This is a genomic window from Mycobacterium shunyiense, from assembly GCF_058270035.1.
This window is the reverse complement of record NZ_JBZDPT010000001.1, coordinates 106,908-131,904: the sequence shown is the minus strand read 5'-3', so window position 1 is coordinate 131,904 and position 24,997 is coordinate 106,908. Positions and strand designations below refer to the sequence as shown.

Here is a 24,997-nt window from a genome sequence, read left to right as displayed (position 1 = left end):
CCTTTTGTAAAGTGACCCAGGCCACGACGGATCCACTGTGGTCGAGCGTCGATTTCAGCTACTGCGACGGCGTCGCCGCGACTTCCCTACTGGCCAGCGTCGAATGGCTCCGGCCGTACACGGCGTACACCACCACCCCGATCACCATCCAGAGCAGGAACCGGATCCAGGTCAGCCCGGTGAGGTTGAGCATCAACCACAGGCACGCCAGGATCGCGGCGATCGGCAACACCGGCACCCACGGCACGCGGAATCCGCGCTTCAGGTCGGGCCGGGTCCGCCGCAGCACGATCACCCCGGCCGAGACCAGCACGAAGGCGAACAGCGTGCCGATGTTGACCATCTCCTCGAGCCGGCCCATCGGGAACACCGAGGCGGCGATCGCCACCAGCACCCCGACGATCAGGGTGATGCGGACCGGCGTCCCGTGGGTGCCGGTCACGGCCAGCTGTCGCGGCAGCAGACCGTCGCGCGACATCGCGAACAGCACGCGGGTCTGTCCCAGCATCAGCACGATCACGACCGTGGTGAGCCCGGCAAGCGCGCCGATGGAGATCACCTTCGCGGCCCAGTGCACACCGTTGGCTTCGAAGGCAGTGGCCAGGTTGGCGTGGCCGTCGGGTGCATCGCGCAGCACGGTGTAGGACACCATGCCGGAAAGCACCACCGACACCGCGACGTACAACACGGTGACGATCCCGAGTGAGGCCAGGATGCCGCGGGGTACGTCACGCTGCGGATCGCGGGTCTCCTCGGCAGTGGTTGCGACGACGTCGAACCCGATGAACGCGAAGAACACGATCGAGGCACCGGCCAGCACCCCGTACCAGCCGTAGTGGCTGCCCGCCGCGCCGGTCAACAACGAGAACAGTGACTGGTCGGCCCCGCTGGCCCCCTCGCCGGCCTCGTTCGGCGGAATGAACGGGGTGTAGTTGGCGGCCTTTATATAGAAGGCGCCCACGACCACCACCAACAGCACAACCGACACCTTGATGACGGTGATGACCAGGCTGAAGAGCGCTGACAACTTGGTGCCCACCGCCAGCAGGACCGTCACCAGCGCGATGATCACCAACGCGCCCCAGTCGATCTCCAGACCACCGAAATCCGCGATCCCGCCCCCGAACCCGAACACGGTTCCGAGGTAGCTCGACCACCCCTTGGCCACCACCGCGGACGCGACGGCGAACTCCAGGATCAGGTCCCATCCGATGATCCACGCCGCGAACTCCCCGAACGTGGCATAGGAGAAGGTGTACGCGCTACCGGCCACCGGCACGGTGGAGGCGAACTCGGCGTAGCACAGGGCGGCCAACCCGCACGCGACGGCGGCGATGACGAAGGCAATCGAGATCGCAGGCCCGGTCAAGTTGCCCGCCGTGGAAGCGGTGATGGTGAAAATGCCCGCACCGATGACGACCGAGACACCGAACACCGTCAGGTCCCACCAGGTGAGGTCCTTGCGGAGCCGGGTCGACGGTTCGTCGGTGTCGGCAATCGACTGTTCGACAGATTTGATTCGCCGAAGGGCAGACATCCCGTCATGCTCCCATCACGGTGGCGGTGAAACCGGTAGGACTCTCAAACTTCGCCGAACCGTGCCCTGCCGCGAGAGTGGGGCGTACGTCACACTCGGCGCCGATCGTGATACGGTCCGCGCATGGCTGAGCTCCCCTACTTCGACCTGCTGATCGATGAACGGCAGGAAGGTGGCGAAACGGGCCAGCTGTGGGAAAACCAGGTGCACTGGGGCTACTGGGAAGATCCCAAGACCGCCAAGGGCACCCGGGATGACTACATCGCGGCCATGGAGCAGATGGACCATGTCCTGTTCGCCGCCGGAAAGGTTGCCGACGGACAGAAGCTGCTGGACGCCGGCTGCGGGTTCGGTGGGACCATCCAGCAGATCAACGGCACCTACTCGGACATGGACCTCACCGGCCTCAACATCGACCCGCGCCAGCTCGCGGCGGCCGAGGCCCAGACCAAGCCCGTCAACGGCAACAAGATCGGTTGGGTCGAGGCCGACGCCTGCCAGTTGCCGTTCGAGGACAACTCCTTCGACCGTGTCCTGGCCGTCGAATGCATCTTCCACTTCCCGTCCCGCGAGAAGTTCCTCGCCGAAGCCGCGCGGGTGCTCAAGCCGGGCGGGTACCTGGCGGTGTCCGACTTCGTACCGACCCTGATGTTCTTCGGGAAGACCCCGATCTGGATGGCGATCCGTCCCCGGATCGCGAAGTCCTACGGAACGCTCGGGAATGTCCCGCTGCGGGGTTACCGGTCCATGGGTAAGCGTGCGGGGCTCGAGCTCGCCGAGAAACGCAACATCCGGAAGAACACCTTGCCGACGTACCCCTTCCTGCTCAAGTTCTTTCGCGAGCAGGGGTCAGCAGACGCTCAGAAGACGATGATCGTCGGCACACGCTGGATGAAGTGGCTGTCCAAGGCCGGGCTCATCCAATACCGCGTGTACACGTTCCAAAAGCCCGCCTGACCGGTAGCCGGATCGGCCTGAAACTCCTCGACTGACGCGGCGCCGCCCGCGCAGGCCGTCATGCGCCGAGGCCGGCCGAGACCAGGGGCACCAGACTCACTCAGGCTCAGCGGTTCTCGCCGGATACGCGTCGCAGGACGTTGCCGGTCGGCAACGTCCTGCGCAAACGATTCAGGTTAGCTCAGAGGGTGGGCATGAATTCGGCGAGTGCCAGGATCATGAAGACCACCAAGGCGAGTCCGATCAGCCCGCCGGCGGGAATCATGGCCACGCACACCACTATCCACACAAAAAGCCTCGGCCATTCGAACGGCTGGTTGCCCATCACACCGCCGCGGCGCTCCCGGAACGTGTGATAGGCCGCCCACACGCCCGCGCCGGCAGCGGCGCAGCCGATGATCTTCAGGCCGTCCGGCGCCACCAGCAGGGCAACGCCCGCCATGATCGCCACGGCCGCAAGGCGGGCCGCCACTGCCGTGCGAAGCCCGGTCACGCGCGTGATCGCCGAGCCGCGATCCGGCTCACCGCGGTACCGCGGTAGCCGCCCGTCGATACCCAACATTCGCCAGATCCAGCGCGACCACACCGTCCGCAAACCGAGGTCCTCGGCTACTCGCCGAACATCGGCAGCCGATTCAGCCATCATCTGGCGCGACTGATCGCTCCGCCAGAACGCAGCCTTGAAAACCCGTCGCGGAACACCGAATTGCCGGGCAAATGTGCGCGGCGGCCCCATCATCTCCCCGATCAACCACCGCAGAAAGAACGGGAAAAGAATTGCGTACCACGCTCGCTTGCGCCGACTGACGCTCTGCATTCGCTGAGCCAGAAGGTCGTCGGCAAACGATATATGGCGCGCTTCCTCGGCCAGGTGAATGTAGGTGATCTTGTTCAGCAGCGGCGGCACGTGCGCTGCGCCACGATGCTGCAGCGTCTGCTGGAAGTGCAGCGGCTGTTCACCGCACAGCACCCCGATGAAGTGAATCATGTTGGCATAACCGCCGATAAAGCCCAGGATCGGTCCGATAAACCGGGACCCTCGCCGCATTCCTGGCACGTCCTCGCCAGTGCGGTTGACGAATTCCTGGAACATCTGGATGTGATTGCATTCGTCGATCAGTTCGTGGAGCAGATACTGGAATACCGGCGAACCATTCGGCATCTTGCCGGCGTAATGCACCACTCCTCGAATCAACATCATTTCAAATTGGAGGGTGACCTTCAGGGTGTTCGCAGTTACCCAGCGTCCCATGTCGATACGGCGCTGCAAAGGCTGTTGGGCATACCATTCAGTAGCCGCGAGCGGAGCACTGTCCGGGTCGAGTTGCCATCGCGGGTCGTCGTCTGCCAGCGCGTTTTCGGGTGCGTCCCAGTCGATGTCAACGTACGGATCGAAGCGTCGACGGACCGTCGCACGAGAGAGGGCCTCCACCCTGTCGAAATAGAGGTCCCCCGTTGCCGTGCCGTCCGCGTCGCTGACCGTTGTCATTGCCCCATCCGTTGACTGTGAGTTTCCTTGCAGAGGGTATCAACTTGAGAGCCATATCACGCCTCCAGCCACAGGATTGTGCCACGAGTTGTTGCACGTTCGTTAGACAGGCCCACTGGGCGGGACGCCCGGTTGCGCCACCCGGGTGCGCGGACCGTGCCGCAGCGCAGCGCAGGCCCACACCCGGACACCCAGGAGCACACTCCCCAATCGAGGACGCGTGGCCCGTCGTTACAGTTGACGCTGCTTCTGATTTTTGTGCGCCGGACGCCGTGGGCCCAGTACCGTGTCGATCTAATGCACAGCTCATCCAGAACCCTCGCGACCCACGCCGTTGTCATCGGCGGCAGCATCGCCGGGCTGTGCGCGGCCAGGGTCCTCGCCGATCACTACGGCCACGTCACCCTGTACGAGCGTGACGAGCTGCCGGATCAGCCCGTCAACCGCGGCGCCATACCGCAGGGCCAACATGTGCACCTCCTGATGGCTCGCGGGGCCGACGAGTTGGAGGCCCTCTTTCCCGGATTGCTCGTCGACATGGTGGCCGCGAACGTTCCGGTGGTGGAGAACCGACCGTCCTCCATCCACTTCGAGGCCGGCGGGCACCTGCTCGGTACCGGACAGACGCTCGAGTCAAACTTCACCGCGTACGTGCCCAGCCGCGGACAGCTGGAATGGCAGATTCGCAGACGGGTGTCGGGATTGCCCAACGTTCAGATCCTGCGACGGGGAGTGAGCGAACCGCAGTACGACCCCGGTACCGAACGGGTCACCGGCCTCGTGCTCGACGACGGTGAACAGGTTGCGGCAGACATGGTGGTCGACGCCTCCGGCCGCGGCAGTCGGCTGCCAGTGTGGTTGGAACAGTGGGGCTACGAGCGACCGCCCGAGGAATCGATCAAAGTCGGGGTCACGTACGCGTCACAGCGGGTCCGTATCCCCGCGGAGCTGATCAACGAGAAAATGGTCGTCGTCAGTGCGGCGCATGACAGCGGTCTTGGTATGGGCATGCTGTTCCACGAGGATGGCATCTGGACGGTCACCGCGTTCGGTGTCGCCAAGGCCGAGCCACCGAGCGATTTCGCCGGCATCAAACAACTTGGTGGCACCGCGCTGCCACCGCACCTTGCGACGGCGTTGCGCGCCGGTGAAGCGGTGGGTGACATGAACTTTCACCGTTATCCGGTGGCCAAGTGGCGGCGCTACGACAAACTGGACCGGTTCCCTGACGGGATCTTTCCGTTCGGCGATGCGGTGGTCAGCTTGAATCCGACGTACGGGCAGGGCGTGACCATGTCGACCGTGCAGGCGGCCAATCTGCGCCAGGTGCTCGCCGAAGGAACCCAAGATCTGGTTCGCCGACTGGCACGGCGCACCGCGAAAACCACCTACCCGGTGTGGATGATGAACTCGGTTGCCGATCAGGTGAAGCACGGGGCGGAAGGCGACAAGGCCTTCTGGTACAGCCCGTTGTTCGGTCTCTTCGACCAGTTCCTCGGCGCAGCCGAAACGGATCCCGTTCTGGCCGAGTGGTTTCTGCGGCGTACGAGCATGCTCGACAGCCTGTGGCTCACTCCACCCCCACGGATCGCCGGACGTGCGATCCGCCACAACATCAAGGCGTGGCTGGCCGAACGCCGCCGGCGCCCCAATGGCTCCGAGCAGTCGGTTACCGCCCGCGGCCGATCTGCCGGCTAGATCCCGATCGTCACGCGGAACAGTTTCGTCGGCTCGGCCGCGGTCAGCCGGATGGGACCGTCCTCGGCCGCCACCCACGCCGCCGCGCCACGCTGCAGCGTCAGCTTGTCGTCGTCGGCATAGATCACGGCGGCGCCTTCGATACACAACAGCAGCTGCGGACCATCGTGGTGGGAGTGCACGTCGATCTCGTCACCGAGGTGCTCACCGTCGACCGTCAGCGCCGACACCGCGAATTCCTGCGCGGGCGTCCGATAGATGGTTTCCGTTCCCTCCGTGACGGTTTCCGACCGCAGCCGATCTTCCGGCGTCGGGGTGAAGTCCAGCACCCGCAATAGTTCCGGCACGTCGACGTGCTTCGGGGTCAGCCCGCCGCGCAGCACGTTGTCCGAGTTCGCCATCACCTCAACGCCGACACCATGCAGATAGGCATGCAGATTTCCGGCGGGAAGGTAGATGCCCTCGCCGGGTCCCAGGCTGATGCGGTTCAGCAACAGGGAGGCCAACACCCCGGCGTCGCCGGGGTATCGTTCACCGAGTTCCAGCACCGTCTTGACCTCGGCTGCGAATTTCTTTGCCCCGGAACGGATGTAGTGGACCGCCCCGTCGAGAACGGCCGGCACCAACACGTCGAGATCGGGCTGCGGCGCGGTGATCCAGGTAGTGAACAGGGCCCGCAACCCGTCGGCATCGGACTGATCCGACAGCAGGTTGATGAATGGATCGAGATCCGAGACCGCCAGCGCACGCATCAACTCGACCGTGCGGTCTACCGGGCGGAATCCGGCCAGCGCATCGAATTGTCCCAAAGCAACCAGCAATTCGGGTTTGTGGCTCCGGTCACGATAATTGCGGACGGGTGAGGACACCGGGATGTCGAGTCGGTCCTCGCGGTCGAAGCCCTCCCTCGCCTGCGCGGCACTTGGATGGGCCTGCAACGACAACGGCTCATCTGCGGCCAGCACCTTCACGAGGAAGGGCAGCGCATCGCCGAATCTTCCGATCGCCACGCTGCCCAGTTGCCCCTCGGGGTCGTCCTGTACGGCCTGGAGCAACGACTCTTCACCGTGTTCGGTCTGTAGCCACGCCGGGTCCTGCGGATGTGCGCCGAGCCACAGCTCGGCCTCCGGATGGATTGTCGGACTGGGCCTTCCGGTGAAATCAGCGATTGCAGTGCGCGAACCCCAGGCATAGGTCCGCACCGCTCCCCGTAGCAGATGCACGTCTTATCCTCGAACCAGTTTCAAATACACGGCCGTCATCTCCAAGCGGACAGCCAGAACCGCCAGTTGTTGTTCCGGGCGCCCCACCGGCAGGGTCGTCCCAGCCTGGTCCGGCACATCCTCGGCACCGATCATCACGATGTCGTCGAAGCCGCTGACCCTCGCCCCCACCAGTTGTCGTTCGGTATCGGTGATCAAGGCGAACGTACGCATGCGGCGCGGTAGCGGTCCGTCGATCTCCTCGTCGTGGAACAAGGACCGGGTCTCAGGGTGGGCGACCGCGCCGCTGCCGATCGCAGCGAGAACGTCACCCAGTCCGGCGGCGGCCACCACTTCACCCGCCAGCCTCAGCATCACCGTCGCCCCGTGCCGGGCCAGCGCCAGGGTGGCCGGATTGTCACCGGCCAGCACGACCGCCCTGTCCGACATCCGTTCGGCCAGGGTCTTGGCCGGGTTGGTGAACAGGTCCCGTCCGGCGCTGTTGCGAAGGGCCTCGGCATCCAATTCGTCTGCGAGCGCGGCCAGATCCACGCGCATACCGTGATCCACCACTTGCAGCGCGGCCAGACCCGCGGCCAGGTATCGAGTCAGTCCGAAGTCGTCGGGAACCCACAACCTGGGTGCCAGCACCACCGCGCGTCCGGCCGCGACATCACGCAACGGGCCCTCGTGCGGCGCCACGATCAGCACCCGGGCCCCGCGACGCACCCCGGTGGCCGCCGCGTTCACCAGAGCCGGATCGCCCGGATCGTCACCGGCCACGATCACCACGTCGAGTGCCCCCAGCCACGGCGGGGTCTCGGCGGCCACCACGATGGGAGCGGCGATCGATGCGCCGAGAACGGCGGCCAACATGGCGCCTGCATTCTCGGCAGCGCCGCGACCGGCAACCCAAATCACCGTCCGCGGAGGATGATCGGCGTGCAGCGGGTCGAGCAGTCCTTCGGCCACTGCCGCGGCGGTCGCCCGAACCTGGGCACCCGCCATGGCCGCCGCCCGTAGCAGACCGTTGCGATCGGCGGCCAGAAGTCCGTCACCGTCGTCCAGGTCGACCGTGGCGTCCACGGCGTTCACGGCACCGGCTCGCTCACCCCACGGATCTGTCCCGAAACTCTGTCGACGAGGGCGGCGACGTCCTCGGCAGTGCGTGCTTCCACGTTCAGGCGCAGCAGCGGTTCGGTATTCGACGTGCGCAGGTTGAACCAGCTGCCACCGCCGAGATCGACGGTGACGCCGTCGAGGTGGTCGATGGACTGGATCGAGCCGGAGAACGACTTCAGCACCGCATCGACACAGGCCGGCGCGTCGCTGACGGTGAAGTTGATCTCGCCGGAGGCCTCATAGCGCTGATAGTCCGCCATGAAGTCGGACAGCGGACGATCCTGCTCGCCCAGGGCGGCCAACACGTGCAGGGCCGCGAGCATGCCGGAATCGGCGCCCCAGAAATCACGGAAGTAGTAGTGCGCCGAGTGTTCTCCGCCGAAGATGGCGCCGGTCTCGGCCATCAGGCCCTTGATGTAGGAGTGCCCGACCCGGGACCGCACAGGAGTGCCGCCGCGCTCGATCACCAACTCGGGAACGGCGCGCGAGGTGATCAGATTGTGGATCACGGTGGCACCGATTTCCCGCTTGAGCTCACGGGCGGCCACCAATGCGGTCACCGCCGACGGCGACACCGGACGGCCGAGTTCGTCGACGACGAAGCAGCGGTCGGCATCACCGTCGAACGCCAGGCCGATATCGGCGCCGCTGGCCAGTACGTGGGCCTGCAGGTCGACGAGGTTGGCCGGATCCAGTGGGTTGGCCTCGTGATTGGGGAAGCTGCCGTCGAGTTCGAAGAACAACGGGAGAATTGTGGCCCCCGGGATCGGCCCGAGCACCGCAGGCGTGGTGTGGCCGGCCATTCCGTTGCCCGCGTCCACTGCGATGCGCAGCGGACGCAGCCCGGCCAGATCGACCAGGGAGCGGAGGAAGGTGCCGTAGTCCACCAGCACATCGCGATCGGAGATCACACCGGGCGGCCCGTCGTGGGCAGGCACCCCCGAAATCACCTCGTCGGAGATCGTGGACAGTCCGGTGTCCTTGCCTACCGGTTTGGCTCCGGCGCGGCACAGTTTGATCCCGTTGTACGCGGCCGGGTTGTGGCTGGCGGTGAACATCGCTCCGGGGCAGTCCAACAGGCCCGAGGCGAAGTAGAGCTGATCGGTCGAGGCCAACCCGATGCGGACCACGTCCAAGCCCTGGGCTGTCACGCCGTCGGCGAATGCGGCCGCCAGCGTCGGCGAACTCTCTCGCATGTCATAGCCGATCACGACCTGTGTGGCGCCCTCGGAGCGGACCAGGCGAGCGAACGCACCGGCGACGTCGGCCACGAACGCTTCGTCGATCTGGCTACCGACCAGACCACGGACGTCATAGGCCTTGATGACATCGTGAACAGCCGCCGCTGGCCTAGACATATAGCTCCTTGTGAAACGGGATCGTTGGCGCCAGCCTAACCGTCGGGCGGCGCCGACACGTTCACTACTCTTGGGCCGGTCGTCGTCTAATCAGGATCTAATCAGGGCTAGTCCGTACTAGTTGTCGGGGTCCGGCAAGACCCGCAGGTGCCCGCGACGGCGGCCGTTGGTCTCGGCGGGACGCGCCTGCGGCGCCATCACCGCACTGGCCCCCACACCGGTGGAGGGATCGGAGAATCCGGCCACCACCCCGCTGTGGGGAACCGCACCGGGCTGGCCTTCACGCACGGCGTCGGCGAGTGCGACGAGGTCGTCCTCGTCGGGGTGGGTGGGCAGCGGGCCGGCATGACGGACCAACTCCCAGCCTCGCGGTGCCGTGATCCGGCCGGCGTGGCCGACGCAGAGGTCCCAGGAGTGGGGTTCAGACACCGTGGCCAGGGGTCCGACCACCGCCGTGGAGTCGGAGTAGACAAAAGTCAACGTCGCCACGGCATAGTGCGGGCACCCGGGCCGGCAGCAGCGACGGGGAACATTCACGCAACAGAGATTACTTTGGACGGTCGCTGTGCGGTGCCGGACACGCGCAGCCGTCGGGTCCCCGATCCCGAACCGTTACGATCATCGCCGTGGCCCAGCGAAACCCATGGCGATCGCGTCGCGGCCGCGACATGCGCGGACCGCTGCTGCCGCGCTCGGTTCCCGGCTGGCGTAGTCGGGGCGAGCGGTTCGACATGGCAGTACTGGAAGCCTATGAGCCGATCGAGCGTCGGTGGGCGGCGCGGATCAAAGAACTCGATGTCGCGGTGGATGAGATTCCGCGGATGTCTCCGAAAGATCCCGAGGGCGTGCAATGGCCGCCCGAGGTCATCGCCGACGGACCGATCGCGCTGGCGCGGTTGATACCTGCTGGGGTTGATGTCAGAGGAAATGCGACCCGGGCTCGAATTGTCTTGTTCCGCAAGCCCATCGAGCGCCGGGTCAAAGGATCCGATGAGCTAGCTGACCTGCTGCATGAAATCCTGGTGGCCCAGGTGGCCACCTATCTGGGAGTCGAACCGTCAGTCATCGACCCAACGATCGACGACGACTGACGTCGAGCGCTACATCGTGCGATGAGCGCTCGGCCGGAGAGCGTCAGATGATGCCGCGCTTGAGGCGCCGACGCTCCCGTTCGGACAATCCTCCCCAGATGCCGAAGCGCTCATCGTGCGCGAGCGCGTACTCCAGGCAGGCATCCTTGACTTCACAGCCCAGGCAGATGCGCTTGGCCTCGCGGGTAGACCCGCCCTTCTCCGGAAAGAACGCCTCCGGGTCGGTCTGTGCGCACAGCGCACGTTCCTGCCATTGGTCGTCTTCGTCTTCCGGATCAACATCAATGTGTTCGGGAACCGAACTCACCGGAACCAGACTCAGTTGAGGACGTCCGGCCGCCCCCAGCGGTGTCGGTCCCACGTTGATGTGCGGTGCGTTGTCTACCGAGCCGAGTAGCCGATCGTCAAACCGGACCACATGATCGAAATCGCCGCTCTCATAAGACATTATCCCCCGCCTCCTCACTCGGTCTCGTAGATCCTAAGTGGAGCCCCACTACTGCGATGTGCGGTCACCCCATTCGAACAGTTGATCGAATCTCGGTCCGCGACACCGGAATAGGTCACCAACCGGGAAATGACACATCTGTGATTACACACGTGTTAGCTGCCAGGGTCAAGCGCCAGGACGCGAATTCATACCATCTCGTAATGTCAAATCGGCGCGTCGCGACATCGGCGTGTCCTGCCCGTGACGACGTCGTTTCCATCCGCACGCTCTCAACGCTTAGGGTCGGACGTTGTGAAGATCACCGTTCTGGTCGGCGGCGTCGGAGGCGCCCGGTTTTTGCTGGGCGTACAGCACCTGTTGGGCCTCGGCCAGTTCGCCGGGACCGACAGCAAGCAAAAACATGAACTCACCGCGATCGTGAACGTCGGTGACGACGCCTGGATGCACGGCGTGCGCATCTGCCCGGACCTCGACACCTGCATGTACACGCTGGGTGGCGGTATCGACCCCGAACGCGGCTGGGGTCACCGCAATGAAACGTGGCACGCCAAGGAAGAACTCGCTGCCTACGGTGTGCAACCCGACTGGTTCGGACTCGGCGACCGGGACTTGGCCACCCATCTGGTTCGCACCCAGATGCTGCGCGCCGGCTACCCGCTGTCACAGGTCACCGAGGCATTGTGTAAGCGCTGGTCACCGGGGGCGCGGTTGCTGCCCGTCACCGACGACCGCAGCGAGACCCACGTGGTGATCACCGACCCCGAGGATGGGGAACGGCGGGCCATCCACTTCCAGGAGTGGTGGGTGCGTCACCGCGCGCAGGTGCCCTCACACAGCTTTGCGTTCGTCGGAGCGGAACAGGCAACCGCCGCGCCGGGCGTCCCCGAGGCAATCACCGACGCCGATGCGGTGTTGCTGGCGCCGTCGAATCCTGTCGTGAGTATCGGACCGATCCTGCAGATTCCCGGCGTCCGCGGCGCGCTGCGCTCGACCAAGGCGCCGGTGGTCGGCTACTCCCCCATCATCAATGGAAAACCGTTGCGCGGCATGGCCGATGAGTGCCTGTCCATCATCGGTGTGGAATCCACGTCACAGGCCGTCGGCCGGCATTTCGGCGCCCGGTCGGGCACCGGAATCCTGGACGGCTGGCTGATACACGAGGGCGATGAGGCCGACATCGAGGGAGTTCAGGTGCGCGCGGTGCCACTGCTGATGACCGACCCGTCGACCACCGCCGAGATGGTGCGGGCCGGCCTTGACCTGGCCGGCGTTGCGCTGTGAGCACTGCTGTGAACACCGAACACGGCTCCGGCGACAAGGTCGAGATCCTGCCGGTGGCAGGGCTTCCTGAGTTCCGCCCCGGAGATGACCTGGCCACCGTTCTCGCCGAAGCGGCACCTTGGCTGCGCGACGGTGATGTACTGGTGGTCACCAGTAAGGTCGTCTCCAAGTGCGAGGGCCGCATCGTCACCGCTCCTTCCGATCCGGAAGAGCGGGATACCCTGCGGCGCAAGCTGATCGACAGCGAGGCGGTTCGGGTACTGGCCCGCAAGGGCCGGACGCTGATCACCGAGAACGCGATCGGGCTGGTCCAAGCCGCCGCCGGCGTCGACGGCTCCAATGTCGACTCGAACGAGTTGGCGCTGCTGCCGGTCGATCCCGACGGCAGCGCGCAGGCACTACGTGTCGGCCTCCGTGAGAAACTCGGCGTCGCCGTCGGCATCGTGATCACCGACACCATGGGCCGCGCCTGGCGCAACGGCCAGGCCGATTTCGCGATCGGCGCGTCCGGGCTCACCGTTCTCCACGGCTACGCCGGAGCGCGCGACCGGCACGGCAATGAGCTGCTGGTCACCGAGGTGGCCGTGGCCGACGAGATCGCTGCCGCAGCGGATCTGGTGAAGGGCAAGCTCACAGCGATCCCCGTCGCCGTCGTGCGTGGGCTTGAGCTGACCGACGACGGGTCGAACGCGGCCACATTGCTGCGCTCCGGTGAGGACGACCTGTTCTGGCTGGGCACAGCCGAGTCGATCGAGCTGGGACGCAGCCAGGCTCAGCTGCTGCGTCGCTCGGTGCGCGCGTTCTCCGACGAGCCCGTCGACCACGCGCTCGTCGAAGCCGCCATCGGCGAGGCGCTGACCGCACCCGCGCCGCACCACACCCGTCCGGTGCGGTTCGTCTGGGTGCAAGACGGTGCCACCCGCGTCCGGCTCCTGGACCGGATGAAAGACAAGTGGCGGGACGATCTGAGCGGCGACGGCCGAGATCCCGAGTCCGTCGAGCGGCGCCTGAACCGCGGTCAGATCCTGTACGACGCTCCGGAACTGGTGATTCCGTTCATGGTTCCCGACGGTGCCCACAGCTATCCCGACGAAGCCCGCACGCAGGCCGAACACACCATGTTCACCGTCGCCGTGGGCGCGGCGGTGCAGGCCCTGCTGGTGGCGCTGGCGGTGCGTGAGGTGGGCAGCTGCTGGATCGGATCCACGATCTTCGCCGCCGATCTGGTCCGTTCCGTGCTCGATCTCCCGCCGGATTGGGAGCCCCTCGGCGCCATCGCGATCGGTCACCCCGCCGATCCGCAGCCGCCCCGCGACCCGGTGCCCACCGACGGCCTGCTGGTCGTGAAGTGAGCGCCGAGAGCCTGCACGCCTCCGCCGTCGAGGTGTTGACGCAGTGGCAGACAGCCGATCCCGGTCAGGACACGCTGCGACATGCGGTGCTGTCATTTCTAGCTGCCCGTCCGGATGCCTGTCTCCGGGCGTGCGTTCCCGGTCACATCACCGCCTCGGCGCTGGTCGTCGACCATACCGGCACCCAGACACTGCTCACCCTGCATCCGCGCTTCGGCCGCTGGCTGCAACTCGGCGGGCATTGTGAGGAAACCGATTCCGACATTCGCGCCGCCGCGTTGCGCGAGGCCACCGAGGAGTCCGGGATCACCGGGCTGATCATCGACACACAACTGGCCGCGCTGCACGTGCACCCGGTCACCTGCTCGCTCGGGGTACCGACCCGCCACCTCGACATGCAGTTCGTGGTAAGGGCCCCCGAAGGTGCCGAGATCGCCTGCAGTGACGAGTCTTTGGATCTACGGTGGTGGCCGTTGGAGGCGCTGCCCGAGGGTACCGACTTCGGGTTGACCCAGCTTGCCGGCACCATGACCGGAGCCCCCTAGCGCGGCGCCTGCGTGCAGTAGGACCGACGGGCCGCGCGCAGTGCAACTGCGGCTTGATCCGGAGCAGCGCCGTACTGGCCCGCCATCTGATCGATCACCGCCTGTGCCGGCGTACCGGTATAGAGCAGGCGGCACATCTCCCGGCCCACCATCAGCAACTGGTCATCGTCACCGGGGAACACCCCGCGCGTGGCTTTGAGGTAGGTGTTGTCTTCCCCGGTCAGCGGGATGGGCCAAGCCACCGCCTCCGGTGCGGTGATTCCCAGAACCCCTCCGAGCACCACCAGAGCCGCCAGCGGCGCCACCCCATTGCGCCGCAATACGTTGAACATGCCGTTGGACATGACCCTCCCCTTCTGCCGATAGAAGCCTAAGGCCGCCGGGGGTCCGGCAAACACACTTTTTCGGCGCCAGAGGCCGCCGAAGTTAGGTAGTCGACTACTCAAGCGCTGCTGGGCCCGATCTTCCTACCGTTGATACGCCACGGAAATACGGGTGGGAGGCACCATGAGCCTGCAGATCGAATCCCCTGCCGAAGACTCCGCCGGCGGCAAGAATGGCGACAAGCCGCCGGAGCAGCAGACTTCGCAAGTCGAAACCCCGCTGGGTGTCCGCCCCCGGGTCACAGAGGCTCTGCTGCTTATCTGCCTGACTGTCCAGACCGCAGTAGTTCTCTGGCTCGCGGTCTGGGACGCCACGCTGACCCGTTCAGCCTGGGATCTGTTAGGTGCCGCACTGCTTCTCGGTATCGGGATCACATGCGCGCTCGCGATCGGCGCGATACTGAGAAAATCGTCGAGCGCGTTCCTCACGGCGATGACAAGCCAGATCTTCGTGGTCTGTCTGGCGGCGTACGTGTGGCTCGTCGACGAGCGCAGCCCGGTCCGGCAACTGATCGGTATCACCGGGACGGCGCTGGTCTTCGGCGCGGTTGCTCTCTTCTGGATGGTCTACCTGGCCAGGTACACCCATGGAGCGATCAACCGGGGCGCGGTGGCAGTCGTCGCATTGTTCCCGGTGTTGGGACTGGTCCAGTTCTGGCTGCAATCGGACTACCTGCCTGCGCGTTCACTTCCCCTGGTCGATGTGCAAGCCGAACTGACTCCAGTGGGTTCCTCGGGTTCGATCATCCACTTGTCCGCCAACCTCACCATCCATAATCGCAGTTCGGTAGCGGTCGACATCCCGGCGGGCGTCATGCGGATAAGGGCATACCCGTTCGGGGTCCCGGAGGAGCCTGCGACCACCAATACGGTTGCCTCGTACCTGGATCCGGTGGGAAGCATGATCGGCGACTACCGCCAGATCCCGGTCCTGCCCAGCGACTCCAAGTTGCTGTATGCGGGCAGCATCGGCGCCGCTGGGAAGTTCCTGACGCCCGGGTCCACCACAGGCGCGCAGATGATTCTCGATATCAACCCGCAGACTGTGCGGTTGGTCCAGATGGGTGTCAGCATCGTCGCCGTGACCCGCCGCGCTGTGCAGGACACCCGGACCTGCTACGAACCCAAGAAGTCCTACACCGAGGACATTGAAGCGTTCCTGAAAGAGGCACGCCGGCTGCATGATTGGGTGGGTGGTGGCCAGGCGCTCTGCACCGAGACGCAATTCGCGGCCAGGGGTGCGATCGAAGAACTGGTCTCCGACCACCCGGTGCTGAGGATCTCCACCGTGGTGGACCACCCCGTGTTCACGACGCCGATGTTGGTACCGCTTCTGGGCACCAAAACCTCTCTCGACGATCCGGCGGGCGGGATGGACGAGGCCGCTACCATCGAAACAGCGACGCCCTCAGGGATATTCGGCGGAGGTGCCGAATATGCACCTGCCGACTCCGACTTGCACAAGACGGGCTGAGCACCACCGAGGCTACGGTTTATGACGCATTTCCGCCGATTCTCGTCAGATAGCGCAGTTTCGGCGCAGTAGCCGCGATCTCAGACGTCGGTGGAGTACCGGATGCCGCCGTCGGGGATGGACACCCCGGGCCACACCCTGGCACCGCGCAACAGTTCGCAGCGCGCACCGATGTCGGCACCGTCGCCGATCACGCCGTCGCGGATCAGTGCGCGCGGACCGATACGGGCACCGAAGCCCACGATCGAACGTTCAATCACCGCACCGGCTTCCACGCGCACCCCGTCGAAGATCACCGCGCCGTCGAGGCGGGCGCCCGCACCGATCTCGGCTCCGCGGCCCACCACGGTGCCGCCGATCAGCAAGGCGCCCGGCGCGACCGCCGCACCTTCGTGGACCAGTGACTCACCACGCTGGCCGTTGAGCGCCGGCGACGGCGCGATGCCACGAACCAGATCGGCAGAGCCGCGGACGAAATCGTCCGGCGTGCCCATGTCCCGCCAATACGAGGCGTCCACATACCCGCACATCTTCAGTCCGCGGGAGAGCACCTCGGGGAAGATCTCGCGCTCGACCGACAGGGCCCGTCCGCGCGGGATCTCGTCGATCACGTTGCGGTTGAACACATAACAGCCCGCATTGATCTGGTCGGTCGGCGGATCCTGGGTCTTCTCGAGGAACGCGGTCACGAACCCGTCGGCATCGGTGGGCACGCAGCCGAACGCCCGCGGATCGCTGACGCGCACCAGATGCAGCGTGACGTCGGCCTGGTGGGTGTCATGGGACTGGAGCAACGCGCCGAGATCGGCCGCCGACAGCACGTCACCGTTGAACACCATGGCCGTGTCGTAGCGCAGCTTGTCGGCCACGTTGGCGATGGCGCCACCGGTGCCGAGAGCCTCGGTCTCGGTGACGTATTCGATCTCCAGCCCCAGATCCGAGCCGTTACCGAAAGCTTCCTCGAAAACCTCGGCCTTGTACGAGGTGCCCATCACGACATGTTTGATGCCGGCCACCGCGATCCGGGCCAGCAGATGGGTCAGGAACGGCACGCCCGCCGTCGGCAACATCGGCTTGGGCGCCGAGAGGGTCAGCGGCCGCAGCCTGGTGCCTCGTCCACCGACGAGGACGACGGCGTCCACCTCCGCGGGATTGATCACGTCAGTGCCCTTTCGCCTGTTTACGTCGTGAACTACCGACCACCAGGCCCGCACGTGCTGCCAGCGCGCCCCGAATTGTCCACCGTAACGGCGCCTGCCAGGGCGCCGGGTATCGATCAGCCAAGAAAGTGTAGGTACTGCGGTGATGGGCGGCCAAGTTGCGCGCCGGGTCACGGCCGGTGGAGTGCCCCTTGTGGTGCAGCACCTCCGCCGTCGGGACGTAGACGTTCTGCCAGCCGGCCCGGGCGATCCGGTCACCGAGGTCGACGTCTTCCATATACATGAAGTAGCGCTCGTCGAACCCTCCGACCGCGTCGAAGGCGGCCCGGCGCATCAGCAGGCAGGAACCGGACAGCCAGCCGACCTCGCGCTCACTCGGGTCCTGCCGGTCCTGGCGGTAGGCCGCCGTCCACGGATTCGACTTCCAGAACGGGCCCACCACGGCATGCATGCCGCCACGGACCAGGCTCGGCTGATGGCGCGCCGACGGGTAGACGGAACCGTCGGGATCGCGGACCAACGGTCCGAGCGCCCCCGCGCGCGGCCACCTCTTCGCCGCGTCGAGCAGCAGGTCGATCGAACGTGGGCCCCACTGCACGTCGGGGTTGGCGACGATGAAAAATTCCGGGCACTCCGCATCCGAGATCTGCTCGGCGCCGCGGTTGACGGCGCTGCCGTAACCCAGATTGCTGCCGGTTCGGAGCAGGCGCACGTTCGGGTAGCGCTTCTCGGCCTGCTCGGGTGCGCCATCCGTTGAACCGTTGTCAGCCATCACGACCGTCACCGGACGGTCGGTGGCCAGGGCGAGGGAGGCCAGGAAACGGTCCAGGTGTCGACCCGGCGAGTACGTCACCGTCACCACCACGAGCGGGCGGGCCGCATCCTCAGTCACGGCGTAGAGGGTAGCGGGCCGGACGGGCTCTCTTTTCCAACCGCTGCTGCCAGGGCTTCCCGCCAATCGCGCAGCGGGGTCAGGCCCGCTTCGGCGGATCGGCGCGCGGACAAGACTGTGTAGGCCGGGCGCGGCGCGGGCCGCGGGTGACGGTCACTCCCGACCGGCCGGACCCGCTCCGGATCGGCACCGACGGCCGCGAAGGTCTCTCGCGCCTGGTCGAACCGGCTGGCCGACCCCGCGTTGGCCGCATGCAACACGCCGGGTCGCACACCGCCGTCGGCGATCTGCAGCAGAGCCGTCACCAGGTCGCCGGTGTAGGTCGGTGACCCGATCTGGTCGGCGACCACATCCACGGGGCCGTCGCCGGCGGCCAGCCTGCGCATGGTCGCCACGAAGTCTTTCCCGTCGCCACCGCGGTACACCCATGCCGTGCGAACGACGTACGCATCGGGTTTGGCGGTCAGCACCGCCTGCTCCCCGGCCAGTTTGGTCTGGCCGTAGATGTTGACCGGCCCGGTGGGGTCGTCGACCTCATAGGGGGTGCGACGCTGCGCGGCGCCGAATACATAGTCGGTGGAGATGTGCACCAGCGCGGCACCGGCGCCGGCACACGCCGTAGCGAGGTTGCCCGGGCCCACGACATTGACCGCGTGGGCCCGGTCCTGGTCGGTTTCTGCGGCGTCCACCTGCGTGTATGCCGCGCAGTTGATCACCACATCGCCGGACTCGACGAACCCTCGCACTGTGTCGACGTTGGTGATATCACAATCGGCAGAGCTCAGGGCCAGCACGTCACGACCCTCACGACGTCCCTGATCAGCCAATACGCGGCCGACCATGCCGCCGGCCCCGGTGATCACAATCCGTTGCGCCATGCGACCGAGTCTGGCACGCCGGTCCGCGTTACCCGGCTCACGTCCAGGCCGCAAGTAGCCTGGGCACGTGCGCATCCCCCTCCTTCGCTCCCTTGCTGTCGCCACGGCGTCGGCCGTGGTGCTCGGAACAGGGGTGGCCTGGTCCCAGATCCGCTCGTTCGAATCCGGCATCAACCACATCAGCTCGGCGGCGCTCGGCGGCGGCGGTGAGGACGGCGCCATCGACATCCTGCTGGTCGGGATGGACAGCCGCACCGACGCCCACGGCAACCCGCTGTCGCAGGAAGAGCTGGACACCCTGCGCGCCGGTGACGACGTCTCGACCAACACCGACACCATCATCCTGATCCGCATCCCCAACAACGGGAAGTCGGCCACCGCCATCTCCATTCCTCGCGATTCGTACGTCGAAGCACCGGGCTGGGGAAAGATGAAGATCAACGGCGTGTTCGGGGACGTCAAGCTCGACCGCATGAAGCAGCTCGTCGAGGTCGAGGGCGAGGATCCGGCGGTCGCCGAGCCCAAGGCCACCGAAGCCGCTCGCGAGGAGCTCATCCAGACGGTCGCCTCGTTGACCGGCGTCACCGTGGACCATTACGCCGAAATCGGACTACTCGGCTTCGCGCTGATCACCGATGCCCTGGGCGGCGTCAATGTCTGTCTCAAAGATGCTGTCTACGAACCGCTCTCCGGTGCCGATTTTCCCGCCGGCTGGCAGAAACTCAACGGCCCGCAGGCACTGAGCTTCGTTCGGCAACGTCATGACCTGCCGCGCGGCGACCTCGACCGGGTGACCCGCCAGCAGTCGGTGATGGCGTCGCTGGCCCATGAGGTGATCTCCAGCAAGACGCTGTCCAGCCCGGGAACGCTGGGTCGGCTGCAGGATGCCGTGCAGCGCTCGGTGGTGATCTCCGACGGCTGGGACATCATGAATTTCGTCGAACAGCTGCAGAAGCTTGCAGCCGGCAGCGTGGCGTTCGCCACCATCCCGATCCTGCGTGAGGACGGCTGGAGCGACGACGGCATGCAGAGCGTCGTCCGGGTGGATCCCGACGAGGTCCACCAGTGGGTGTCGAGCCTGCTGCAGGACCAGGACCAGGGCAAGACCGAACAACTCAGCTACTCACCGGAGAACACCACCGTCGAGGTGGTCAACGGCACCGACATCAACGGCCTGGCGGCCGCGGTGTCACAGGTACTGGGCAACAAGGGATTCGTGCCCGGTGCCACCGGTAACCACGAGGGCGCCCCGCCCGCGTCCAGCCAGGTGCTGGCCGCCAAGAGCGATGACCTCGGCGCCCAGGCGGTGTCCAAGGATCTCGGCGGGCTGCCGGTGAACGAGGATTCGTCGCTGCCACCCGGTGCGGTACGGGTGGTCCTGGCCGCGGATTACACCGGCCCCGGCTCCGACGGCATGGATCCGACCTCAGGCGCGGGCATCGTGGATCCGGCCGCGGCCGGCGACAGTTACAGCGATACCGGCGAACAGACCCCGCCACCACCGCCGTCGCCGATCCTCAATGCAGGTTCGGACGATCCCAAGTGCGTGAACTGATCGTCCTCGAGTAAAACCAGAGGCTATGAGCACAGTCAGCGCTGCGATTCTGGATCCGTTGTTGGCCGCGGACCCGGCAGGCCCACGGATCACGTACTACGACGACGCGACCGGTGAGCGCATCGAGTTGTCGGCGGTGACCATGGCCAACTGGGCCGCCAAGACCGCCAACCTGCTGCGCGACGAGATGGGCGCCGGCCCGGGAACCCGGGTGGCGGTGCTGCTGCCCGCTCACTGGCAGACGGCCGCGGCGCTGTTCGGGATCTGGTGGATCGGCTGTGAAGCAGTGCTGGACGGGGACGCTGACATTGCTCTGTGCACGCGGGACCGGCTCGACGAGGCCGACGACGCGGTGTCCGGAGGCGAGGTTGCAGTGCTGTCGCTGGACCCGTTCGGCAAGCCGGCGCCCGATCTGCCGATCGGGGTCACCGACTACGCCACCGCGGTGCGGGTCCACGGTGATCAGATCGTGCCCGAGCGGGTTCCGGGCCCGGCCCTGGCCGGGCGATCGGTGTCCGAGGTATTGGAAGCGGCCAGAAATTCCGCTGCCGCACAGGGTTTCACCGCCGACGACCGAGTGCTCTCGAGCGCGGCGTGGGCCACTCCAGACGAGCTCGTCGCGAATCTGATCGCAGTGTTCGCCGCCGGGGCGTCACTCGTGCAGGTAGCCAATCCCGATGTGGACGCACAGGAACGGCGTCGCACCACGGAGAAAGTCACCCGCGGCTAGATCAACGTGCCCCGAAAAGCCCGATGGCCAGTTACCGCACGGTCTTTCGATGAAAGCGTGCGCCAACTGGCCACTGGGCGTCGGAACTACTTCAGCAGGGCGCGGCTCATGACCACGCGCTGAATCTGATTGGTGCCTTCGTAGATCTGGGTGATCTTGGCGTCACGCATCATGCGCTCGACCGGGAAGTCCACGGTGTAACCGGCGCCGCCGAACAGCTGCACCGCATCGGTGGTGACCTCCATGGCCACATCCGAGGCCAGGCACTTGCTCGCCGCCGAGATGAAGCCGAGGTTGCCCTCGCCGCGCTCGGCGCGTGCCGCGGCCGAGTACACCATCAACCGCGCGGCCTCCACCTTCATGGCCATGTCGGCGAGCATGAACTGCACGCCCTGGTTGTCACTGACCGGACGGCCGAACTGCTTGCGGTCCTTGGTGTAGGCGATCGCCGCGTCCAACGCACCCTGAGCGATACCGACGGCTTGCGCGCCGATGGTCGGGCGCGTGTGGTCCAGTGTGGCCAGCGCGGTCTTGAACCCGGTGCCGGGATCGCCGATGATCCGGTCCCCCGGAACCCGGCAGTTCTCGAAATACAACTCGGTCGTCGGGCTGCCCTTGATGCCGAGCTTGCGCTCCTTGGGGCCGACGACGAAGCCCTCGTCGTCCTTGTGGACCATGAACGCCGAGATGCCGTTGGCGCCCTTGTCGGGGTCGGTCACCGCCATGACGGTGTACCAGGTCGACTTGCCGCCGTTGGTGATCCAGCACTTGGTGCCGTTGAGGATCCAGCCGTCACCGTCGGCCTTGGCGCGGGTCCGCATGCCGGCGGCGTCGCTGCCCGCCTCGCGCTCGGACAGCGCGTAGGACGCCATCGCCTCACCCGAGGCGAGCGACGGCAGCACCTGCTTCTTCAGCTCATCCGAGCCGCGCAGGATCAGACCCATGGTGCCCAGCTTGTTGACCGCCGGGATCAGCGACGCCGAGCAATCCACCCGGGCCACTTCCTCGATCACGATGCAGGCCGCGACCGAGTCCGCTCCCTGGCCGCCGTACTCCTCCGGCACGTGAATCGCGTTGAAACCCGAGGCGTTCAGGGCCTGCAGGGCTTCTTCCGGGAAACGCGCATTCTCGTCGACGTCGGCAGCGTGCGGGGCGATTTCCTTCTCCGCCAGCGCCCGAATCGCCGCCCGAAGCTCCTGATGCTCCTCCGGCAGCTGAAACAGATCGAATGATGGGTTACCGGCCCAACCAGCCATGATCTTCTCCTTCGCTTTCAGCCCTTGGCTCTCTTGGTTTCCATCGTTGCCCGGACTGCACATCGAGTACATCGCCCTGCTACTTTTGGTACCCAGTACCATAGCATCGGCACTCAGTACCATGAAAGGTGCACTCATGCCCGACCTGCCAAGTACCCGGGAGCGCCTGGTGAGCGCGGCATTCGAGCTGTTCGAGGAGCGTGGATACGAGGCCACCAGCGTCGACGACATCGCGACACGGGCGGGGGTGGGACGCACCACTGCGTTCCGTCAGTTCGGGTCGAAAGAGGCGTTGATCTTTCCCGATCACGAGGCGCTGCTACGCCGCGCAGACGAGAGATTGTCGGCAACGCCGGCCGAAGCGCTCCCCGCCGAGGTCATCGCGGTGGCGACCACCTCGGTCTTCGAGAACTATCTCGCCGAGGGCGAGCGTGCCCGGACGCGGTACCGGCTCACCCGCTCGGTACCTGCCCTGCGCGACTTCGAAACAGCCGTGGTGTCGCGGTATGTCCGGCTGTTCACCAAACACCTTCGGACCGCGCAGACCGAGGATTGGACGGCGGGCCTGCGCGCCGAACTGTTCGCCAACGCCGTCGTCGCCGCACACAACCATGTTCTGCGCCGGTGGTTGCGTGGCGATGTGACCAACCCGCGGTCAGACCTGGCCGAGGCGCTGGCCGCCACCTGGCCGATCTACCGGGGCGGTAGCGGCCGCACCGCCGTTGTGGTGATGTCGACCGATGAACCGGTCGAGTCCCTGACGTCTCGTATTCGCGAGCTCATCGGGGATTGACTCACTGTCGCCCGGTCAGCCCAGCAGGCGATCGCGCAGGGCGGCGTCCTTCTCCAACACCATGGTTTCCAGATCCGCCTGGAATTTCACCATCCGGGCCTGTAGTGCGGGATCTGACGAACCGAGGATTCGTACGGCCAGCAAGCCCGCATTGCGTGCTCCGCCAATGGAAACCGTGGCCACCGGCACCCCGGCCGGCATCTGCACGATCGACAGCAGCGAGTCCATGCCGTCGAGACGGGCCAGCGGCACCGGGACGCCGATGACCGGAAGCGGTGTCGCGGACGCCACCATGCCGGGTAGGTGCGCCGCGCCACCCGCTCCGGCGATGATCACCTCGATCCCCCGGTCTGCGGCGGTCTTGGCGTAGTCGAGCATCCGCTGCGGGGTGCGGTGCGCGGAGACGACACCGACCTCGAACGGCACCTCGAACTCTGCGAGGGCGGTGGCCGCGTCGGACATCACCGACCAGTCACTGTCGCTGCCCATGATGAGGCCAACCCTGGGGCCGTTACTCTGCGCCATGTTCATCCCATCCGTCGGTCCACTCGCCGTGCGACAACCAGTGCGCCGCGCGCACCGCACGCTCGCGAAGTTCATCCATATCCGTGCCGATGATGTTGACGTGTCCGAGTTTGCGTCCGGGCCGCTCGCCCTTGCCGTACAGGTGCACCTTCGCGTCGGGGATCCGCGCGAAGAGGTGGTGCAGGCGCTCGTCCATCGACATCGTCGGTGTCTCCGGAGCCCCCAGCACGTTGGCCATCACCGCGGCCGGGGCAATCGCAGAGGTGTCACCCAACGGGTAGTCCAGCACGGCCCGCAGGTGCTGCTCGAACTGGCTGGTGACCGCGCCGTCCATGGTCCAGTGCCCGGAGTTGTGCGGCCGCATCGCCAACTCGTTGACCAGCAGCGTGCCGTCGACCGTCTCGAACAACTCGACCGCCAGCACCCCGACGACGCCGAGTTCGTTCGCCACTCGCAGGCCGAGTTCCTGTGCGGCCGAGCCGAGTTCGTCGGACAGTCCGGGAGCCGGGGCGTACACCTCGACGCAGATACCGTTGCGTTGCACGGTTTCGACGACGGGCCAGGCCGCCCCCTGTCCGAACGGCGAGCGCGCCACCAGCGCAGCCAGTTCCCGGCGCATCGCGACACGTTCCTCGGCCAGTACCGGTACCCCGTCGGCCAGGTAGCCGGCCACGACCTCGCGCGCGGTCGCCACGTCGTCGGCCATCACCACGCCCTTGCCGTCGTAGCCGCCGCGCACCGTCTTGATCACCACCGGGCCGTCGATCTCCCGCACGAATTCCTCGACGTCGGCGACCGAGGTGATCTCGGCGAAGCGCGGCACCGGGACACCCAGGCTGTGCAGCTTGCGACGCATGAGCAGCTTGTCCTGGGCGTGCACGAGCGCCTGCGGCGGCGGGTTGACCGTGATGCCTTCGGCCACGAGTGTGTCCAGGTGTTCGGTGGGCACGTGCTCGTGGTCGAACGTCAACACCGTGGCGCCGTCTGCCGCCCGGCGCAGCGCGTCCAGGTCGGTGTGAGAGCCGATGACGACATCGGGAGTGACCTGCGCGGCGGATTCGTCCGGTCCGGCGGACAGCACCCGCAGGGTCTGCCCCAGCGCGACGGCCGCCTGGTGGGTCATCCTCGCGAGCTGGCCGCCGCCGATCATCACCACTGTCGGATTCCGCCTGCTCACGGGCGAAGGCGGCTTCTGGGGAGTTGTCGGCACGCACTCCATGGTGTCATGCGCGAATTCATGACTTCGTCATGACCGGCGCATTGACCTG

Annotated in this window: 24 protein-coding genes; 10 read left to right on the top strand and 14 right to left on the bottom strand. The window is 66.2% G+C overall.

What is annotated here, in order from left to right; genetic code table 11:
- Positions 1 to 58: 58 nt before the first annotated feature.
- On the bottom strand, positions 59 to 1,537 hold the full coding sequence (locus AC4ELS_RS00715) for an amino acid permease (RefSeq protein ID WP_498885125.1): 1,479 nt from the start codon (positions 1,535 to 1,537) through the stop codon (positions 59 to 61).
- 123 nt (positions 1,538 to 1,660) lie between these two features.
- Here AC4ELS_RS00715 and AC4ELS_RS00710 point away from each other — a divergent pair, with 123 nt between their 5' ends.
- Positions 1,661 to 2,494, top strand: coding sequence for a class I SAM-dependent methyltransferase (locus AC4ELS_RS00710; protein ID WP_064886436.1), 834 nt, complete (start codon positions 1,661 to 1,663; stop codon positions 2,492 to 2,494).
- A gap of 181 nt (positions 2,495 to 2,675) precedes the next feature.
- On the opposite strand, the gene AC4ELS_RS00705 is transcribed toward AC4ELS_RS00710, so the two are convergent.
- Positions 2,676 to 3,983, bottom strand: coding sequence for an AurF N-oxygenase family protein (locus AC4ELS_RS00705; protein ID WP_135360962.1), 1,308 nt, complete (start codon positions 3,981 to 3,983; stop codon positions 2,676 to 2,678).
- Between the two features lie 297 nt (positions 3,984 to 4,280).
- Here AC4ELS_RS00705 and AC4ELS_RS00700 point away from each other — a divergent pair, with 297 nt between their 5' ends.
- A complete protein-coding gene (locus AC4ELS_RS00700; RefSeq protein ID WP_499045255.1) occupies positions 4,281 to 5,681 on the top strand; it encodes an FAD-dependent oxidoreductase in 1,401 nt (466 codons plus the stop codon).
- Here the strand turns inward: AC4ELS_RS00700 and manA are convergent.
- From manA to AC4ELS_RS00680, 4 genes are all read right to left on the bottom strand, one after another.
- Positions 5,678 to 6,904 carry a mannose-6-phosphate isomerase, class I gene (manA, locus tag AC4ELS_RS00695; protein WP_064886439.1) on the bottom strand — a complete coding sequence of 409 codons (1,227 nt, stop codon included), beginning with the start codon at positions 6,902 to 6,904 and terminating at the stop codon, positions 5,678 to 5,680. The genes AC4ELS_RS00700 and manA overlap by 4 nt on opposite strands.
- A gap of 3 nt (positions 6,905 to 6,907) precedes the next feature.
- On the bottom strand, positions 6,908 to 7,978 hold the full coding sequence (locus AC4ELS_RS00690) for a hypothetical protein (RefSeq protein ID WP_064959537.1): 1,071 nt from the start codon (positions 7,976 to 7,978) through the stop codon (positions 6,908 to 6,910).
- Positions 7,975 to 9,363: a phosphomannomutase/phosphoglucomutase gene (locus AC4ELS_RS00685; RefSeq protein WP_498885130.1), complete on the bottom strand. Its 1,389-nt coding sequence runs from the start codon at positions 9,361 to 9,363 to the stop codon at positions 7,975 to 7,977. Before AC4ELS_RS00685 ends, AC4ELS_RS00690 begins: the two co-directional genes overlap by 4 nt.
- Before the next feature lie 117 nt (positions 9,364 to 9,480).
- Entirely contained in the window at positions 9,481 to 9,900 is a 420-nt protein-coding gene (locus tag AC4ELS_RS00680; RefSeq protein WP_055111973.1) for a DUF3499 domain-containing protein, read from the bottom strand.
- Positions 9,901 to 10,031: 131 nt separating this feature from the next.
- Here AC4ELS_RS00680 and AC4ELS_RS00675 point away from each other — a divergent pair, with 131 nt between their 5' ends.
- On the top strand, positions 10,032 to 10,454 hold the full coding sequence (locus AC4ELS_RS00675) for a metallopeptidase family protein (protein WP_055111971.1): 423 nt from the start codon (positions 10,032 to 10,034) through the stop codon (positions 10,452 to 10,454).
- 43 nt (positions 10,455 to 10,497) lie between these two features.
- On the opposite strand, the gene AC4ELS_RS00670 is transcribed toward AC4ELS_RS00675, so the two are convergent.
- Complete coding sequence (locus AC4ELS_RS00670) at positions 10,498 to 10,902, bottom strand: WhiB family transcriptional regulator (RefSeq protein WP_064886442.1); 405 nt, start codon at positions 10,900 to 10,902, stop codon at positions 10,498 to 10,500.
- A 294-nt stretch (positions 10,903 to 11,196) separates the two neighbouring features.
- Here AC4ELS_RS00670 and cofD point away from each other — a divergent pair, with 294 nt between their 5' ends.
- Genes cofD through AC4ELS_RS00655 form a run of 3 tightly spaced genes read left to right on the top strand, consistent with a single transcriptional unit; the run spans position 11,197 to position 14,083 of the window.
- Complete coding sequence (gene cofD, locus AC4ELS_RS00665; RefSeq protein WP_499045252.1) at positions 11,197 to 12,186, top strand: 2-phospho-L-lactate transferase; 990 nt, start codon at positions 11,197 to 11,199, stop codon at positions 12,184 to 12,186.
- An 8-nt stretch (positions 12,187 to 12,194) separates the two neighbouring features.
- On the top strand, positions 12,195 to 13,538 hold the full coding sequence (locus tag AC4ELS_RS00660) for a coenzyme F420-0:L-glutamate ligase (protein ID WP_499045562.1): 1,344 nt from the start codon (positions 12,195 to 12,197) through the stop codon (positions 13,536 to 13,538).
- On the top strand, positions 13,535 to 14,083 hold the full coding sequence (locus AC4ELS_RS00655) for an NUDIX hydrolase (protein ID WP_499045250.1): 549 nt from the start codon (positions 13,535 to 13,537) through the stop codon (positions 14,081 to 14,083). Before AC4ELS_RS00660 ends, AC4ELS_RS00655 begins: the two co-directional genes overlap by 4 nt.
- Here the strand turns inward: AC4ELS_RS00655 and AC4ELS_RS00650 are convergent.
- On the bottom strand, positions 14,080 to 14,427 hold the full coding sequence (locus tag AC4ELS_RS00650; protein WP_064886446.1) for a DUF732 domain-containing protein: 348 nt from the start codon (positions 14,425 to 14,427) through the stop codon (positions 14,080 to 14,082). The two genes, AC4ELS_RS00655 and AC4ELS_RS00650, sit on opposite strands and share 4 nt — an antisense overlap.
- Before the next feature lie 163 nt (positions 14,428 to 14,590).
- On the opposite strand from AC4ELS_RS00650, the gene AC4ELS_RS00645 reads away from it, so the two are divergent.
- Positions 14,591 to 15,940 (top strand): hypothetical protein, encoded by a 1,350-nt coding sequence (locus tag AC4ELS_RS00645; RefSeq protein WP_064959541.1) that lies wholly within the window; start codon positions 14,591 to 14,593, stop codon positions 15,938 to 15,940.
- An 80-nt stretch (positions 15,941 to 16,020) separates the two neighbouring features.
- On the opposite strand, the gene manB is transcribed toward AC4ELS_RS00645, so the two are convergent.
- Genes manB through rfbD form a run of 3 tightly spaced genes read right to left on the bottom strand, consistent with a single transcriptional unit; the run spans position 16,021 to position 18,870 of the window.
- The gene (gene manB, locus AC4ELS_RS00640) at positions 16,021 to 17,100 is read right to left on the bottom strand and encodes a mannose-1-phosphate guanylyltransferase ManB (protein WP_064886448.1); all 1,080 of its coding nucleotides are present in this window, start codon (positions 17,098 to 17,100) and stop codon (positions 16,021 to 16,023) included.
- 1 nt (position 17,101) lies between these two features.
- Entirely contained in the window at positions 17,102 to 17,992 is an 891-nt protein-coding gene (locus AC4ELS_RS00635; RefSeq protein WP_064886449.1) for a glycosyltransferase family 2 protein, read from the bottom strand.
- Positions 17,989 to 18,870, bottom strand: coding sequence for a dTDP-4-dehydrorhamnose reductase (rfbD, locus tag AC4ELS_RS00630; RefSeq protein ID WP_499045247.1), 882 nt, complete (start codon positions 18,868 to 18,870; stop codon positions 17,989 to 17,991). The genes AC4ELS_RS00635 and rfbD overlap by 4 nt, the downstream gene beginning before the upstream one ends.
- A gap of 67 nt (positions 18,871 to 18,937) precedes the next feature.
- Between rfbD and AC4ELS_RS00625 the strand changes: the two genes are divergently transcribed.
- Positions 18,938 to 20,425 (top strand): LCP family glycopolymer transferase, encoded by a 1,488-nt coding sequence (locus AC4ELS_RS00625; RefSeq protein WP_448442555.1) that lies wholly within the window; start codon positions 18,938 to 18,940, stop codon positions 20,423 to 20,425.
- Between the two features lie 25 nt (positions 20,426 to 20,450).
- On the top strand, positions 20,451 to 21,155 hold the full coding sequence (locus AC4ELS_RS00620; protein ID WP_499045244.1) for a TIGR03089 family protein: 705 nt from the start codon (positions 20,451 to 20,453) through the stop codon (positions 21,153 to 21,155).
- 86 nt (positions 21,156 to 21,241) lie between these two features.
- Here the strand turns inward: AC4ELS_RS00620 and AC4ELS_RS00615 are convergent, their stop codons facing one another.
- Positions 21,242 to 22,411, bottom strand: coding sequence for an acyl-CoA dehydrogenase (locus AC4ELS_RS00615; protein ID WP_055111946.1), 1,170 nt, complete (start codon positions 22,409 to 22,411; stop codon positions 21,242 to 21,244).
- A 136-nt stretch (positions 22,412 to 22,547) separates the two neighbouring features.
- On the opposite strand from AC4ELS_RS00615, the gene AC4ELS_RS00610 reads away from it, so the two are divergent.
- Positions 22,548 to 23,204 (top strand): TetR family transcriptional regulator, encoded by a 657-nt coding sequence (locus AC4ELS_RS00610; RefSeq protein WP_448442549.1) that lies wholly within the window; start codon positions 22,548 to 22,550, stop codon positions 23,202 to 23,204.
- 15 nt (positions 23,205 to 23,219) lie between these two features.
- On the opposite strand, the gene purE is transcribed toward AC4ELS_RS00610, so the two are convergent.
- Together purE and AC4ELS_RS00600 are read right to left on the bottom strand one after the other, a co-directional pair.
- The gene (purE, locus tag AC4ELS_RS00605; protein WP_082963521.1) at positions 23,220 to 23,729 is read right to left on the bottom strand and encodes a 5-(carboxyamino)imidazole ribonucleotide mutase; all 510 of its coding nucleotides are present in this window, start codon (positions 23,727 to 23,729) and stop codon (positions 23,220 to 23,222) included.
- Positions 23,716 to 24,948, bottom strand: coding sequence for a 5-(carboxyamino)imidazole ribonucleotide synthase (locus AC4ELS_RS00600; RefSeq protein ID WP_082941845.1), 1,233 nt, complete (start codon positions 24,946 to 24,948; stop codon positions 23,716 to 23,718). The genes purE and AC4ELS_RS00600 overlap by 14 nt, the downstream gene beginning before the upstream one ends.
- Between the last annotated feature and the right edge of the window lie 49 nt (positions 24,949 to 24,997).

What these genes read in the sequence shown, in the direction of transcription:
- AC4ELS_RS00715 (WP_498885125.1), bottom strand. Translation starts at nt 1,537, where the DNA reads ATGTCTGCCCTTCGGCGAATCAAATCTGTCGAACAGTCGATTGCCGAC.
- AC4ELS_RS00685 (WP_498885130.1), bottom strand. Translation starts at nt 9,363, where the DNA reads ATGTCTAGGCCAGCGGCGGCTGTTCACGATGTCATCAAGGCCTATGAC.
- rfbD (WP_499045247.1), bottom strand. Translation starts at nt 18,870, where the DNA reads ATGGCGCAACGGATTGTGATCACCGGGGCCGGCGGCATGGTCGGCCGC.
- AC4ELS_RS00615 (WP_055111946.1), bottom strand. Translation starts at nt 22,411, where the DNA reads ATGGCTGGTTGGGCCGGTAACCCATCATTCGATCTGTTTCAGCTGCCG.
- AC4ELS_RS00670 (WP_064886442.1), bottom strand. Translation starts at nt 10,902, where the DNA reads ATGTCTTATGAGAGCGGCGATTTCGATCATGTGGTCCGGTTTGACGAT.
- AC4ELS_RS00600 (WP_082941845.1), bottom strand. Translation starts at nt 24,948, where the DNA reads ATGGAGTGCGTGCCGACAACTCCCCAGAAGCCGCCTTCGCCCGTGAGC.
- AC4ELS_RS00650 (WP_064886446.1), bottom strand. Translation starts at nt 14,427, where the DNA reads ATGTCCAACGGCATGTTCAACGTATTGCGGCGCAATGGGGTGGCGCCG.
- AC4ELS_RS00700 (WP_499045255.1), top strand. Translation starts at nt 4,281, where the DNA reads ATGCACAGCTCATCCAGAACCCTCGCGACCCACGCCGTTGTCATCGGC.
- AC4ELS_RS00705 (WP_135360962.1), bottom strand. Translation starts at nt 3,983, where the DNA reads ATGACAACGGTCAGCGACGCGGACGGCACGGCAACGGGGGACCTCTAT.
- purE (WP_082963521.1), bottom strand. Translation starts at nt 23,729, where the DNA reads ATGGCGCAGAGTAACGGCCCCAGGGTTGGCCTCATCATGGGCAGCGAC.
- AC4ELS_RS00620 (WP_499045244.1), top strand. Translation starts at nt 20,451, where the DNA reads ATGAGCACAGTCAGCGCTGCGATTCTGGATCCGTTGTTGGCCGCGGAC.
- AC4ELS_RS00675 (WP_055111971.1), top strand. Translation starts at nt 10,032, where the DNA reads ATGCGCGGACCGCTGCTGCCGCGCTCGGTTCCCGGCTGGCGTAGTCGG.
- AC4ELS_RS00710 (WP_064886436.1), top strand. Translation starts at nt 1,661, where the DNA reads ATGGCTGAGCTCCCCTACTTCGACCTGCTGATCGATGAACGGCAGGAA.
- AC4ELS_RS00610 (WP_448442549.1), top strand. Translation starts at nt 22,548, where the DNA reads ATGCCCGACCTGCCAAGTACCCGGGAGCGCCTGGTGAGCGCGGCATTC.
- AC4ELS_RS00645 (WP_064959541.1), top strand. Translation starts at nt 14,591, where the DNA reads ATGAGCCTGCAGATCGAATCCCCTGCCGAAGACTCCGCCGGCGGCAAG.